Origin of the sequence: Actinoallomurus sp. NPDC052308, from assembly GCF_040679195.1 — a bacterium.
Taxonomy (GTDB): Bacteria; Actinomycetota; Actinomycetes; order Streptosporangiales; family Streptosporangiaceae; genus Actinoallomurus; species Actinoallomurus liliacearum.
In genome coordinates this window covers 106,880-120,404 of record NZ_JBFAUM010000015.1, presented here as the reverse complement: position 1 = coordinate 120,404, position 13,525 = coordinate 106,880, and the positions used below count along the sequence as shown (strand labels likewise).

The following is a 13,525-nucleotide window of genomic DNA, read 5'->3' as shown; positions in this document are numbered from 1 at the left end:
CCGCCAATGATCACGACGACGAGCCCGTTAGCGCCGCTGCAAGCTTGGCGCGCATCTCATCGATCGAGACGGAGCCTTCCGTGCCCTCCAACTCGGCTTCGTCGGCCAGTGCGTTGAGCCAGGCATCCTCGGCGGGCGATTCACTCATCCCGTACTCCATATGACTTGCGCTGGAGGAAGCATCGTCAGTCGGATCGCCATCCGTCGCCGTCCTTTGCCGAGCGTCTGGGTGCCCCGGAGCGGGGAGGTCGCGCCGCCCTGGTCATGTGGCCGCCGATGTTGACAGACAGATGACCGATTTGCCGGGTCTGGAATGTCAACGGCGGCGTCGATGCTCGATCCCGGCTGGATGACTCGGACACCGAGCCCTTGGTCCGTTGATGGGGCGCGGCGCTCTGGCAGGGCGTGCTTCTCTTCGATCGAGACGGGGCCTGGGTCACAGGGGTAGGGGGCGCGTCTCCACGACGCTCTTCATGACCAGGGTGGAGCTGAGGCGCTGGACACCGGGCAGCGTCGCAAGACGCTCGTCGTACAGCCGGCGGTAGGCGGCCAGGTCACGGGCGACGACGCGCAGCAGGTAGTCGGGGTCGCCGAACAGGCGTTGCGCCTGGAGGACGTTGGGGATCTCGGCGAGGGCCTGCTCGAAGGCGGCGACGGTCTCGCGGTCCTCGTAGCGCATGGTGACGAAGACCAAAGCCTCGAAGGTCAGGCCCAGGGCCCCGGCGTCGAGCCGCGCGTGGTAGCCGGTGATCGCGCCGGAGCGCTCCAGGGCCCGTACGCGGCGGTGGCACGGAGAGATGCTGAGACGAACCCGTTCGGCGAGTTCGGTGAGGGTCAGGCGGCCGTCACGCTGCAGCTCGGCCAGGATCTTCCGGTCCACGTCGTCCATGAGGGAAATTCTTCCACTACAGCCGGATATACGGGAAAAAGTTGGAAGCACATTCTCGGCGATCCGGCCTAGTCTTCCCCTCCGTCAGGCAGGGACCCGAGGAACCCTGCGACGGGAGAAAGGGGGCGAACCATGGCGATCGGCAGCGTCGCCGCGTTCTGGGCGGTGTCCATCCTGCTGGTGCTGGTCCCGGGCGCGGACTGGGCCTACGCGATCGCAGCCGGACTGCGTGACCGGACGTTCCTACCCGCCGTCGGCGGTCTGCTGGTCGGCTACCTGGCGCTGACCGCTGTGGTCGCGGCCGGAGTGGCCGCGCTGGTCGCCCGCTCGCCCATGCTGCTGACCGCGCTGACGACGGTCGGCGCGGTGTACCTGGTCTGGCTCGGGATCACGACGGTGGTCCGCCCCTCGGCACCCCAGGCCGCCGTGGACCAGGACGCGGGCTCGTGGGGGAGGAGAACGGCCAAGGGCGTCGGCATCAGCGGCCTGAACCCGAAGGCTCTGCTGCTGTTCCTGGCCCTCCTACCGCAGTTCGCCGCCCACAACGCCGCCTGGCCGTTCGCAGCCCAGATCGCGCTGTTGGGCCTGGTGCACACCGCCAACTGCGCCGCCGTCTACACGGGCGTGAGCACCGCCGCGCGGACGGTGCTGCGAACGCGCCCGGCCGTCGCCCACGCGGTGACCCGCTGCTCAGGCATCGCGATGATCGTGATCGGCGCCCTGCTCGTCGCGGAGCGCCTTCTCGCCTAGCTCGACAGACGGGGAGCGCCGGCGCTGCCCTGGACTCGGCCTACAGAGCCGCGGTCTGCGGCTCCCCCGCGGGCCCTCATCATTCCGTCGCGTGCGGCCGACCGCGGCCGGGCAGGACGACCGGCCGGCGGTGCGGCGGTGCCGCGGTCGCGGGCCCGGCGCGGGGAGGGCGCCGGGCCCGTGAGGTCTTTCAGCCGCAGCGGTAGAGGGAGGACTCGGTGCTCTGCGCGGAGCCGCCGTACTCCGTGGCCTTGACGGCGGTGCAGTTCTTGGTGACCCACGAGGTCACCTCGGAGTCGCCGCCGCCGGGGCCGCCGCGTCCACCGAAGCCGCCGCCGGTCATCACGTAGTGCAGCTTTCCGGCCTTGACCAGTTCCTGGAGCTTCTGCGCCGTCATGGCGCGGTCGCTGCCGCCGAAGCCGAACATGGAGATCACCGGCTTGCCGGTCTGCAGGATGACCGAGGCCGCGCTCTGCGAGTTGCTGACCGCGACGAGCCAGGTGGCGCCGCCCTGGTTCTTCTCCAGGTACGAGATCATCTGCGAGCTCGCCTCCCCGCCCTGGCCGGGACCGCCGCCCTGGCCGTCTGACGCACGGCCGCCGGGAGCGTTGCCGCGTGCCTCACCGCCGGGGGATCCGCCACCGGGGGGCCCGCCGGGGAGGCCGCCGCCGGGGAAGCCGCCGTTCTCCGCCAGCCGCTCCCTGATGGCGGCGGGCAGTTGTCCGCCGCCCGGCATTCCGCCGCGCATGCCCCTCGGGAAGCCCATGCCGCCGGAGTTCGGGCCGGCCGTCGGGTTGCTGCCGTTCGCGTGGCTGCCGGCGGCGGAGACCGCGAAGGCCGCCGGCCCGGCGAGCCCGGCCACCAGGCCGGCGACGGCCGCCAGGACACCGAACCGGGCGAGGGCGCCGGGGCCCAGCCGCGTGGCGAGCAGGCCGATCACCGCGACCACGGTGAGGCCCGCGATTACCCAGGCCAGCCACGGGTTCCAATCCGGCGTACGCCCCAGGAGGACGAAGGCCCAGGCACCGGTCGCCGCGACGCCCAGGGGCAGGATCCAGGGCCAGGCCCCGCCGCGCCGGCGGGCGCGGGTGAGCTCGACGGCGCCGATACCGGTCAGGGCGGCGATCGCCGGGGCCATGGCCGTCGTGTAGTAGGGGTGCATGATGCCGCTCGCGAAGCTGAACACCGCGAAGTGCAGGGCCAGCCAGCCGCCCCACATGACCAGCGCCGCCCGCGCCAGGTCGGTGCGCGGCCGCCTCCAGTAGAGGACCAGCCCGGCCACCAGCACGAGCGCGGTCAGCGGCAGCAGCCAGGAGATCTGGCCGCCGATGATGTCGTTGAACATCCGCCCGATGCCGGACTGACCGGAGAACATGCCGCCGCCTCCGGGCCTGCCGCGGCCGCCGCTCGGCATCTTCCCGCCGCTGCCCAGGCCGCCGCCCTCATTGCCGGTGATCCGGCCGATGCCGTTGTAGCCGATGACGAGGTTCCAGGCGGTGCCGTCCGTGCTGCCGCCGATGTAGGGCCGTTTGCTCGCGGGGATCAGGTCGACGATCACCAGCCACCAGAAGCTCGACACCGCGAGGACGACTCCGGCGGCCAGCAGGTGCCCGATCCGGCGGAGCAGGCCGCCGCGGGCGAACAGCAGGTAGACGAGTGCCAGCGCGGGCAGCAGGATGTACGCCTGCAGCATCTTGGTGTTGAACCCGCAGCCGACGAAGAACGCCGAGGCGAGCAGCCAGCGCAGCCGCCCGGACTCCAGCGCCCGCTGGCAGGCCCACGCGGCCAGGGCCAGCAGCAGCACGAGCAACGTGTCGGGGTTGTTGTCCCGGTTGATCGCCACGGTGATCGGCGTCAGCGTCATGACCAGCGCGGCGATGACCCCCGCGACCGGCCCGAAGGCCCGCCGGACGGTCGCGTACACGACGGCGATCGCCGCGACGCCCATGACGGCCTCGGGCAGCAGCAGGCTCCACGTGCCGAATCCCATGATCCGGCCGAAGATCTCCTGGACCCACAGGGCCATCGGCGGCTTGTCCACCGTGATGAAGGACGCCGCGTCCAGGGAGCCGAAGAAGAACGCCTTCCAGCTCTGGGTGCCGCTCTTGACGGCGGCGGAGTAGAAGTCGTTCGCGTAACCGCCCTCGGACAGGCCCCAGCCGTACAGCGCGGTGGCCAGCGCGAGGACGGCCCACAGCGCGGGGCGGGCCCAGCGCGGGTCCTCGGCGGGACCGAGCGCCAGACGTCTCAGCCGGCTCTCGGGCGGCGCCTGCCAGGCGTCGATGGGTTCGGACAGTTGGGTGGTCAACGGGACTGCTCCTGAAGGACGGGCTCCGATCCCTCGGCGGCGCGGCGCGGGTGGAAGACCCAGGCGCGCAGCAGGACGAAGCGTACGACGGCGGCGAACAGGTTGAGGGCGAACAGCGCGCCCACCTCGACGAGGCGGGACGCGTCCGGGGCGGCGGCGTTCAGCGCGGCCAGTCCGGCGGTGCTGATGGCCAGGCCGACGAGGAAGGCGACGCCGCCCTCCAACTGGTGCCGTACGACGCGCCGGCGGCCCCGTACCCCGAAGGTGAACCGGCGGTTCGCCGCGGTGTTGGCGATCGCGGCCAGGAAGTAGGACACGACGTTCGCGGCGACCACCGGCATGAGGAAGCGCAGCAGCGCGTACAGCACGAGCTGGGCGACGGTGCTGATGACGCCGATCACCGCGAAGCTCGGCAACTGCCGGCGCATCCCCGTCGGCAGCTGTGCCTCCCGCGTGCGCGTGGGGACCGGCACGTTGAACGCGCCGGACAGGACCCGGCGGGCCACCCGGGCCATGCCGCGCAGATCGTCCGCTGCCGTTTGGACGACGTCGACGCGGCTGTCGGGGTCGTCGACCCAGTCCACCGGCACCTCGTGGATGCGCAGGCCGTTCCGCTCCGCGAGCAGCAGGAGCTCGGTGTCGAAGAACCAGGCCTCGTCCTCGACGGCGGGCAGCAGGGCCCGCACGATCTCGGTACGGCCGGCCTTGAACCCGCACTGCGCGTCGGAGAAGCGCGCGGCGAGCGTCGTCCGCAGCAGCAGGTTGTAGGTGCGGGAGATGAACTCCCGCTTGGGCCCGCGGACGACGGCGGAGCCGCGCGACAGGCGGGTGCCGATCGCCAGGTCGCTGTGGCCGGAGACCAGCGGCGCGATCAACGGGAGGAACGCGTGCAGGTCGGTGGACAGGTCCACGTCCATGTAGGCGACCACGTCGGCGACGCTGGTGCTCCACACGTGTCGGAGGGCCCGGCCGCGTCCCTTGCGGTCCAGGTGCACGGCGTCCACCTCGGGGATCTCCAGCGCCAGCCGCTGGGCGACGTCCCAGGTGCCGTCGGTGCTCGCGTTGTCGGCGATCGTGATGACGAAGCGGTACGGGAAGGTCGCGCGGAGGTAGGTGTGCAGCCGCCGCACGCTGGCCGCGAGCACGTGCTGTTCGTTGTAGACGGGAATGGCGACCTCGACGAGCGGGTCGCGGGGGTCTTCGTCGGTGAGTCCCGGGGGACGTCCCATGAGGCTGAGCCGGGAACGCACGGCAGCGCCGTGCGCCGGCCCGGACCCCGGGGGCTCCACGGAGGTCGTCAGCTCGGTCATGGAGACAAAGCTCGCCATTCATCGTGGGAGCCGCCTGAGCCGTCCGTTAAGGGGGGATGAGAAACCGGCTCTCATCCGTCTCTCATCGTTCGCAAACGGCGGGCTGAGCATCGGAGGGCACCTTGGAATCAGGATGAAAGGGGGCGGACATGGCGCCGTACTCGGGGAACGCGGACGTGCCGGTGCACCCGGGCGGAACGGACGCGACGACGCGGGCGGGGCGCGGGGAACACGGAGACGACGTCTCGGTGTTCCGGGTGCTCGTCATCGGCCCGGGAGCCGACGCGGCGCGGCTGGCCGAGTTGACGCCCGAGGAGATCGAGGTCTCGACCGTCGTCGCCGACCCGGACTGCGTCGTGCTCGGGCAGCCCGACGGCGAGCGGGTGCGCCGGGTGGCCGTCGGCCATCCCGGCGCGTTGCTGCTGGTCGTCGCCCCGCTAGACGAGTACTCGTCTAGACTGATCACCTGGACCATGATCGGACTGATAAGGATGAGGCCGGTGGTTCAAGTCCGCCAGGCCCACCGATGTAGCGATAGCGGTCGCTCGCGAGATGCCGTGGTCACGTCCAAGAGCTGCTGGGTCGGTGCGGTCACGGAACCAGCGCAGCACCAGAACGGCCTGCCAAGAGCAGGTCAGCGCCCTGCTGCCTTTCGGAGTGCCGCGTCGGCGGCGTTCGGTCCACAGCAGCCGGGCGAGGTGGTGTGCGAGTTCACGGGAGACGTCGAGCATGGCTCGATCGGCCATCAGGTGGAGCGTTCCACGAAAGATCGCTTTTGTGGCAGATGTTCTCTATATTGTGATTTCAACCGTCAGGTTTCCTCCGATACGGAAGGTAGTAGGGTGAAAAAGGACTCTTTGAAGAGCTCGATGGTCGGCGCCGCGGTGACCCTGGCGGCCATGGGTGCCATGGCCGGCGGTGAGGCGGCATTGGTCCCCACGAAGCTGGCTGATCTTCGGCAGGTCTCGTTGTCGAAGCTCGGGTCGACGAACGACAGCGTCCTGTCCCGGTCCTTGGATCGGGTGGTGAACGAGCCGCACCTTTCCCCGAGCATGTTCGATTCCTGAGCCGAACGAACGTCAGGGAAGGCACTGGCACATGCGCAAGCGGTCGATGGCCACCGGCCCCGATTTTACTGCGGCTCCTCCGCCGGATGACGCGGTCGCTGCCGGACGGATGTTTCAGGCTGGCGTGGGCGTTCCCTTGACACCGTTCCGCCAGTTCGTCGTGAAGCTACACAGCAGGTGCAATATCGCATGCGACCACTGCTACATGTACGAGCTGGCGGATCAAAGTTGGCGCGCCCGGCCGATGGTGATGTCCGACGCCGACATCGATCGGCTCGCCGCTCGCGTCGCCGAACATGCCCATGCGCACTCGCTCGACTCCGTTGAGGTGCTCGTTCACGGAGGCGAACCACTCCTGGCTGGGAAGGCCAAGCTAGAAAGGCTGTTCGCCGCGGTCACTGCCGCACTCCGGCCGAACGTCCGGCCGGTCTTCACCATGCAGACCAACGGAATCTTGCTTACCGAGGCTATGCTCGAAGTGCTCGCCGCGTACGAGGTACACGTCGGCATCAGCCTGGACGGCGGCGAGCAGGAGAACGACCGCCACCGCCGGTACACCGACGGCCGAGGCACCTACCGACAGGTCATGCGTGGCCTGGACCTTTTGCGCAGCGAGCCGTACCGCCACCTTTACCGCCGTCTGCTGTGCACGGTCGACGTCGCCAACGACCCGGTTCGCACATTCGACGAACTCGCCCGTCTGAGCCCGCCCGCGATCGACCTGCTACTGCCCCACGCGACCTGGGAAAACCCTCCACCGGCGGGTATCAGCACTCCAGGGAGTACCCCGTACGCGGACTGGTTGAACGCCTTGTTCGACCATTGGTATGCCGGTCCCGCGCAGCATGTTCAGATCCGGTTTTTCGAGGAGCTGATCGTCCAACTCCTCGGCGGCCAGGCGGTCACCGAGAAGATCGGTCTTTCTCCGATCAACTTCCTGGTTGTCGAGACCGACGGGACCTTGGAACTACAGGATGCGCTCAAGGCCGCGTACGAGGGCGCCGCCGCCACCGGGCTCACCCTCGCCGACCAGCCGTTCGATGCCGTGCTGGAAGTCCCGGCTGTACGCGCCAACCAGTCTGGCCTCGACGGCTTGTCCGCCACCTGCCGGGCATGCCCGGTCGTCGACGTCTGCGGCGGTGGACACTACGCGCACCGGTACCACGCCGAAACGGGATTCGACAATCCCTCGGTGTACTGCGCCGACCTCGCCGCCTTGATTATCCATGTTCGTCAGCGTGTCCGGGAGGACCTGGCACGACTTGCCGAAAGCACTCAATGACTACGACCCACGAGATCTCCGGGGAACAATTCGACGCGCTCGCGGCCGGTTACGGTGGCGCGGCCACAGTGGCCACACTGCGTGGTGGACAGTTGAGTAAGCGTCTGCACCTGCTACAGGCACTGCTGAACACCCTTGAGCCAGAGCCGGCGGAGAAGTCCGGTTTCGCTGAGGCATTCGCGTTGCTGACCGAGGTGCAAGATCGCGCGCCCGACGTTGTGGCTGAGGCCCTACTGCATCCCTTCGTCGGCCGCTGGGCTGGTCTGGCCGTGAAAAGGGCACGGAACGACATGGACGCCGACATCGGATACCTGCGAGGCCTGGCCGTCTCTGCCGCGATCCGCGCTGGCGTTGAGACCGCAGCTTGCGTCCCGGCCGTCGACGGTTGGGCACTGCTGCCGTCCCTTGGCCGCGCACGCATCGCCGGACCGGAACTCGCCGCAGGCGCGCTGCCCGCCGATCTCACCGCCGAGACCGCGGACTGGCAGCCGGTGCGCACCATCTGCGTCACTGCGGGCGGGCGTGAGCTGCGCGTGCAACTCGACGATCTCGATCCGTACCGTCACGTGCTGGATGATGCCGTGGCTGGTCGTCTCCCAGCCGATGATGTTCCCCGCTGGACCGACACGATCGCTGGTGCGTGGCACCTGCTGGCGTCCGACCATCCTCCCGATTACGTTGATGAGCTCGCAGCCGGGCTGCACACGGTGGTTCCGCTCGCCGCGAGCTCCGACAACCATCCGCGCAGCTCGTCCACCTCGCAGGCCCACGGGGCGGTCAGTCTTTCCACTCGCGATGACCCGATATGGACCGCACTGCTGATGGTGCATGAGTTCCAGCACGTCAAGCTGGCCGCTCTACTGGACATGGTCGAACTCTACGACCCGAACCATGACGGGCTATATCACGCTCCCTGGCGCAGGGATCCACGTCCACTCGGGGCCCTGCTTCACGGCGTGTACGCGCACCTCGGGGTGGTCGACTTCTGGCGGGTGCATCGCACGGTCGCGCATGAGCCGACAGCCGCCCACTTCCAGTTCGCGCTCTGGCGAGAACTGACGACGTTGGCGATGCTCCAGCTCATCGAGTCCGATGCGCTGACCGCACTAGGCCGACGGTTCGTCTGTGGTGCAGCGGCCACACTCGAATCCTGGCAGCGGGAGTCCGTACCGTCCGCGATCGCCACGACCGCCCGCCGTGCGGCGCTGGACAATTCAGAGGCGTGGCGGAACGACACCGGCATGACACCCGTCCACGGATGCTCGCCGATCTGAGGTGGAAGACGACACAGTTGGCTAGACGAGTAGTTCCGATGTGGTCAGTGATCGAAGGCGATCAGTGATCTGGTGACCGGTGCGCCGGTGTGGTGGTTGTGCCAGATCGCCGCGGCCATCGCCAGGATGCGCTGAGCGACGCGGACGGCGACGCCCTCGAAGGTCCGACCGCCGTGTTGTTCCAGGCCGAGCTGGCCTTTGAGGGTGTCGTTGACCGACTCGATCAGCTGCCGGACCGATTTGAGCAGTGGTTTGCCCGGGCGGGGTCTTTCGCGTTTGAACGACGGGCGCAGCAGCGTGATCCCGCGCGTCGCCAGGTCGGCCTCGAACCTGCGGGAGGCGAAACCCTTGTCGGCGATCAGCAGCAGACCCGGCCGGTCGGTGGCCAGGTGCGGGTCGCGGTCCAGTATCGCGGCCAGCACGTCGCGTTCGTCGATCTTCGGGCTGGCCAGTGCCCAGGTGATCGGCATCCCGGCCGGGGTGCAGACCAGGAACAGGCGCAGGCCCTAGTAGAACCGCGAGTGTGAGCGGCAGTAGCCGTAGCCGGCCCACCCGGCCAGGTTCGAGCGCATCACCGTTGGACGCGAGCGGCCGCACTCCACCGGAGTGGAATCGGTGATCCACACGTCGTCGAACCAGAAGGCGGTATCGGCCGCCAAAGCCTGGATCGCCTGTTTGACCAGCGGCAACGCCGCCCGCAGGCGTTTGTTGTAGCCGGGCCGCTTGGGCAGGTACGGGAACATCCCGGCCAGATGCTCGCGGGCGAAACGCAGCCAGCGGGCTTCGGAATGAAAGCCCAGCAGTACTTGGGCGACGGCCGGGCAGATGAGTTCGGAGTCGGTCAGCTTCGGTGGTCTGCCCAGCCATCGGACTCCTTCCAACTCGTCGTCGATCTTCACGTACAGTGCTGTCAGGAGGGTGTTCAGGTCTTGCGTCACAACATGATCTTGAACGCCCTCTCTTCGTGCCCGCACACCGGCACGCCTTCGGAACTACTCGTCTAGCCGCGGCCACCAGCGTCTTCGCCGCCGGTGCGGCCGCCTGCCTCGCCGACGCCGACCCGCGGCTCGTCGCGGCTCAGCTCCGGGCGCTCTGGCGACGTCGCTGACCCCGGCAGGCGGAGCCACACCAGGGTTCCGCCGCCCTCCGCGGGCCCCAGCCGGACCTCGCCCCCCGCCTCCGCGACGGCGCGGGCGACGATCGCCAGGCCCAGCCCTGACCCGGGCAGTCCGCGGGCGGACGGGGAGCGCCAGAAACGGTCGAAGACGTACGGCAGGTCCTCGGGCGGGATGCCCGGCCCCTGGTCGCGTACGGTCAGCTCGCCGCCGTTCAGCAGCACGGCGACGGTGCCGTCCGGTGGGCTGAACTTCACGGCGTTGTCGAGAAGGTTCACCACCGCCCGTTCGAGGGAGGCGGCGTGCCCGCGGACGTACCAGGGAGAGACGTCCGCCTCGATGTGCAGGCCGGGGCCGCGCAGCCGCGCCCGGCGTACGGCGCTGTCGACGGCCTCGTGCAGGGCGACGTCCTCCACGACGCGGGCGTCGGCGGCCGACTCGGGCCGGGACAGGTCGAGCAGGTCGCCGACGAGGTGGGTGAGCTCGACCAGTTGTGCCTTGACGTTGCCGAGGAGCTTCTGCTTGTCCGCGGTGGGCAGCGGCCGGCCGGTCGTCTCGCTGCGCAGCATCAGGTCGACGGTGGTGCGCAGGCTGGTCAGCGGCGTGCGCAACTCGTGTCCGGCGTCGACGATGAGCTGCTGCTGGCGTTCGCGCGCGCTGGCGAGCGCGCGGGTCATGCTGTTGAACGACCGGCTCAGCCGCGCGATCTCGTCGTGGCCGTCGGCCGGGATCGTGGTGGCCAGGTCCTCCGTGCGGGCGATGTGCTCGACGGCGGCGGTGAGCCGGTCGACGGGGCGCAGCCCGGCGCGGGCGATGAGCAGGCCGGCGGTGGCGGCGCCGACGACCCCGACGGCGGAGACGATGACCAGGAGCACGGCGAGGCTGTCGAGCTTCTCGTTGATCGGGTCGAGGGGCTTGGCGATGGACAGCGCGGCCTCGCTGTTCGGGTCGCGCCGGGTGAAGACCCGCATCGGGGTGCCGCTCTGGGTTCGGCCGTCGCGGCGGACCAGGTTCGTCCGGCCCTGCGCGACGTCCACGTCACTGCTCGTCGGCACGAGCGGGTCGGTGGTGTCCTGCGGGTTGCATGAGGTGCCGTCCGCCCGTACGACCTGGATGGTGGGCAGGAAGTCGCGGAACCGGTCGTTGTTGTTGCTGCCCCGCGCCGGCTGCGCGCAGATGTCCGTGACAGAGCCGATGTCCCGTCGCGGCGGGCCGCCCTGCGCGCCCGGCGGCCCGCCGCCGAACCCGGACCTGGGGCTGGACAGGGACTGGTCGAGCTGCTCGACGAGCTGCCGGCGGACGATGAACCAGCAGCCGATGGCGCAGGCCGCGACCGCCACCGCCACCGCGAGGCTCGTCAGCACGGCCAGCCGCGCCCGCAGCGACAACCGGGAGATCATGCTTCGCGCAGGACGTACCCGACGCCGCGCACGGTGTGGATGAGCCGGGGCTCGCCCATCTTGCGCCGCAGGTACATCACGTAGACGTCGAGGGAGTTCGAGGCGGGCTCGAAGTCGAAGCCCCAGACCGTCTCGAGGATCTGCTCGCGGGTGAGCACCTGACGCGGGTGCGACAGGAACATCTCCAGCAGGGTGTACTCCGTACGGGTCAGGCCGAGGGACTGGTCGTCCCGGGTGACCTCTCGTGTCAGCGTGTTCATCCGCACGCCGGCGTACTCCAGGACGTCCCCGGGCTCCTCCGCCGGCCGGGTGGTGAGCGCGCTGCGCCGCAGCAGCGCGCGGACCCGGGCCAGCAGCTCGTCCAGTTCGAACGGCTTGACGAGGTAGTCGTCGGCCCCGGCGTCCAGACCGGTGACCCGGTCGCCGATGGTGTCCCGTGCGGTGAGCATGAGGACCGGTACGGTCTCCCCGCGGCCGCGCAGCCGGCGGCAGGTGGTCAGGCCGTCGAGGCGGGGCATGAGGATGTCGAGCAGGACCAGATCGGGCTTGACGGCGTCGAGCCTCTCCAGGGCGTCCAGCCCGTCCACGGCGGTCTCGACCTCGTAGTCCTCGAACGCGAGGCTGCTGGCGAGCGACTCTCGGACGGCGGGTTCATCGTCCACGACCAGAATGCGCACGATCCGACGGTACCGGCGCTCGGACCTGCGCGAACCCGGGCGGACGGTCACGGGGCGCTTTCTCATGTAACTCTCAGCCCATGCGAAGATCCGGAGCGGTCCGCCGGACCCGAGTGGCCGTGGGCCCGGCGGGTGAGACACGCCCGGCGCTGGTCGCCGGGGCTCGGCGACCAGCGCGCCGTCCTCACCAGGCGTACGCCTCGGGCGCGGGCTTGGCGCCGTTGGGGGCGGGCGGCGGGAAGAGTTCGTCCAGCTTGGCGAGCGTGTCGTCGTCGAGTGTGATCCGCAGTGCGCGCAGTGAGCCGTCGAGCTGTTCGGCCGTTCGCGGGCCGATGATGGGCCCGGTCACGCCGTCCTGCGCGAGCAACCAGGCGAGTCCGACGTGGGCCGGGTCCTCGCCGAGGTCGGCGCACAGCTTCTCGTACGCCTCGACGGAGTCCCGGACCGCGCGGCCTCCTGCGCATGCGCGATGTGCCAGCCGGCGAAGTTGGAGGAGCCGAAATACAGCACTTTTCCCTGCTGACGAAGGACGCCGAACGCCTCCCTGATCTCGTCCTACGGAGTGCTGCGGTCGATGTGGTGCATCTGGTACAGGTCGATGTGGTCGGTCCGTAGGCGCTTGAGCGACGCCTCGACGGCGCGCCGGATGTGCAGCGCGGACAGGCCGCCCTCGTTGGGCCGGTCTCCCGTCGGGAGGTAGACCTTCGTGGCGAGAACGGTCCTGTCGCGCCGGCCGCCGCCCTGGGCGAACCACCGGCCCAGGATCTGTTCGGTGGCGCATTCGCCGTAAGAGTCGGCGGTGTCGAAGAAGTTGATGCCGTGCTCGTGCGCCCGGTCCATGATCGCGTGGCTGTCCTCTTCGGAGGTTCGGGATCCGAAGTTCATCGTGCCGAGGACGAGCCGGGACACCGAGCGGACGATGACGGCGATCCTGGAGGCCGCCGAACGGACCCTCAGCCGCGATCCCGCGGCCACGATGGAGCAGATCGCCGAGGCCGCCGGCGTCGCCCGCACCACCGTGCACCGGCGTTTCGCCACCCGCGAGGCGCTCATCGACGCCCTGGCCGTGTGGGCCACCCAGCGGTTCGCCGCGGCGGTGGACGCCGCGCACCCGGACACGGCGCCGCCGCTGGTCGCCCTCTACCAGACGACCGCGAACGTCCTCGGCGTCAAGGCCGGCTGGGGATTCGCGATGAGCCAGGCCTCCTCGGCCAGCCCAGAGGTGGCGCGCCTCCACGGCGAGGTGCGGGACACGTGCGAGCGGTTGTTCCGCCGGGCACGGGAGGCGGGCGTCATGCGCGCGGACGTCGACATCCGGACCCGCCGCGTCTACTACGCCCTCATCCACCAGGCCGCACAGGACCCGGACGGAAAGGACACCGACGCCCTCGCCACGCTCGTCGTGGACACCCTGCTCCGCGGCGCGGGCACCCCGCACCCCGACCGCCTGTGA

13 protein-coding genes and 2 pseudogenes are annotated in these 13,525 nt (G+C 69.8%); 5 read left to right on the top strand and 10 right to left on the bottom strand.

Features of this window, described 5'->3' with window-relative positions; genetic code table 11:
• Positions 1 to 10: 10 nt before the first annotated feature.
• Together AB0L00_RS29315 and AB0L00_RS29310 are read right to left on the bottom strand one after the other, a co-directional pair.
• The gene (locus AB0L00_RS29315; RefSeq protein WP_364440307.1) at positions 11 to 148 is read right to left on the bottom strand and encodes a hypothetical protein; all 138 of its coding nucleotides are present in this window, start codon (positions 146 to 148) and stop codon (positions 11 to 13) included.
• A gap of 288 nt (positions 149 to 436) precedes the next feature.
• Complete coding sequence (locus AB0L00_RS29310) at positions 437 to 889, bottom strand: Lrp/AsnC family transcriptional regulator (protein WP_364440306.1); 453 nt, start codon at positions 887 to 889, stop codon at positions 437 to 439.
• 132 nt (positions 890 to 1,021) lie between these two features.
• On the opposite strand from AB0L00_RS29310, the gene AB0L00_RS29305 reads away from it, so the two are divergent.
• On the top strand, positions 1,022 to 1,639 hold the full coding sequence (locus tag AB0L00_RS29305) for a LysE family transporter (protein WP_345362122.1): 618 nt from the start codon (positions 1,022 to 1,024) through the stop codon (positions 1,637 to 1,639).
• A gap of 190 nt (positions 1,640 to 1,829) precedes the next feature.
• Here the strand turns inward: AB0L00_RS29305 and AB0L00_RS29300 are convergent, their stop codons facing one another.
• The 3 genes and pseudogenes from AB0L00_RS29300 to AB0L00_RS29290 form a co-directional block, all read right to left on the bottom strand.
• Positions 1,830 to 3,947, bottom strand: a complete 2,118-nt coding sequence (locus tag AB0L00_RS29300; RefSeq protein ID WP_364440305.1) for a glycosyltransferase family 39 protein — start codon at positions 3,945 to 3,947, stop codon at positions 1,830 to 1,832.
• Entirely contained in the window at positions 3,944 to 5,176 is a 1,233-nt protein-coding gene (locus AB0L00_RS29295) for a bifunctional glycosyltransferase family 2/GtrA family protein (protein ID WP_364440381.1), read from the bottom strand. Before AB0L00_RS29295 ends, AB0L00_RS29300 begins: the two co-directional genes overlap by 4 nt.
• Positions 5,177 to 5,796: 620 nt before the next feature.
• Positions 5,797 to 6,003: pseudogene (locus AB0L00_RS29290) on the bottom strand (IS5/IS1182 family transposase); the annotation flags it as partial.
• A 96-nt stretch (positions 6,004 to 6,099) separates the two neighbouring features.
• On the opposite strand from AB0L00_RS29290, the gene AB0L00_RS29285 reads away from it, so the two are divergent.
• Genes AB0L00_RS29285 through AB0L00_RS29275 form a run of 3 tightly spaced genes read left to right on the top strand, consistent with a single transcriptional unit; the run spans position 6,100 to position 8,880 of the window.
• Positions 6,100 to 6,324: a hypothetical protein gene (locus AB0L00_RS29285; protein WP_364440304.1), complete on the top strand. Its 225-nt coding sequence runs from the start codon at positions 6,100 to 6,102 to the stop codon at positions 6,322 to 6,324.
• Between the two features lie 31 nt (positions 6,325 to 6,355).
• Complete coding sequence (locus AB0L00_RS29280) at positions 6,356 to 7,606, top strand: FxsB family cyclophane-forming radical SAM/SPASM peptide maturase (RefSeq protein WP_364440303.1); 1,251 nt, start codon at positions 6,356 to 6,358, stop codon at positions 7,604 to 7,606.
• The gene (locus tag AB0L00_RS29275; protein ID WP_364440302.1) at positions 7,603 to 8,880 is read left to right on the top strand and encodes an HEXXH motif domain-containing protein; all 1,278 of its coding nucleotides are present in this window, start codon (positions 7,603 to 7,605) and stop codon (positions 8,878 to 8,880) included. The genes AB0L00_RS29280 and AB0L00_RS29275 overlap by 4 nt, the downstream gene beginning before the upstream one ends.
• 44 nt (positions 8,881 to 8,924) lie before the next feature.
• Here AB0L00_RS29275 and AB0L00_RS29270 read toward each other — a convergent pair.
• From AB0L00_RS29270 to AB0L00_RS29250, 5 genes and pseudogenes are all read right to left on the bottom strand, one after another.
• A pseudogene (locus AB0L00_RS29270) lies at positions 8,925 to 9,818 on the bottom strand (IS982 family transposase).
• A gap of 62 nt (positions 9,819 to 9,880) precedes the next feature.
• The gene (locus AB0L00_RS29265) at positions 9,881 to 11,395 is read right to left on the bottom strand and encodes a HAMP domain-containing sensor histidine kinase (RefSeq protein ID WP_364440301.1); all 1,515 of its coding nucleotides are present in this window, start codon (positions 11,393 to 11,395) and stop codon (positions 9,881 to 9,883) included.
• Positions 11,392 to 12,072 (bottom strand): response regulator transcription factor, encoded by a 681-nt coding sequence (locus AB0L00_RS29260; RefSeq protein WP_364440300.1) that lies wholly within the window; start codon positions 12,070 to 12,072, stop codon positions 11,392 to 11,394. Before AB0L00_RS29260 ends, AB0L00_RS29265 begins: the two co-directional genes overlap by 4 nt.
• A 184-nt stretch (positions 12,073 to 12,256) precedes the next feature.
• Entirely contained in the window at positions 12,257 to 12,487 is a 231-nt protein-coding gene (locus tag AB0L00_RS29255) for an aldo/keto reductase (protein ID WP_364440380.1), read from the bottom strand.
• Positions 12,488 to 12,627: 140 nt separating this feature from the next.
• Positions 12,628 to 12,981: an aldo/keto reductase gene (locus tag AB0L00_RS29250; protein WP_364440299.1), complete on the bottom strand. Its 354-nt coding sequence runs from the start codon at positions 12,979 to 12,981 to the stop codon at positions 12,628 to 12,630.
• Positions 12,982 to 12,991: 10 nt separating this feature from the next.
• Between AB0L00_RS29250 and AB0L00_RS29245 the strand changes: the two genes are divergently transcribed.
• Positions 12,992 to 13,525 (top strand): helix-turn-helix domain-containing protein, encoded by a 534-nt coding sequence (locus AB0L00_RS29245; protein ID WP_364440298.1) that lies wholly within the window; start codon positions 12,992 to 12,994, stop codon positions 13,523 to 13,525.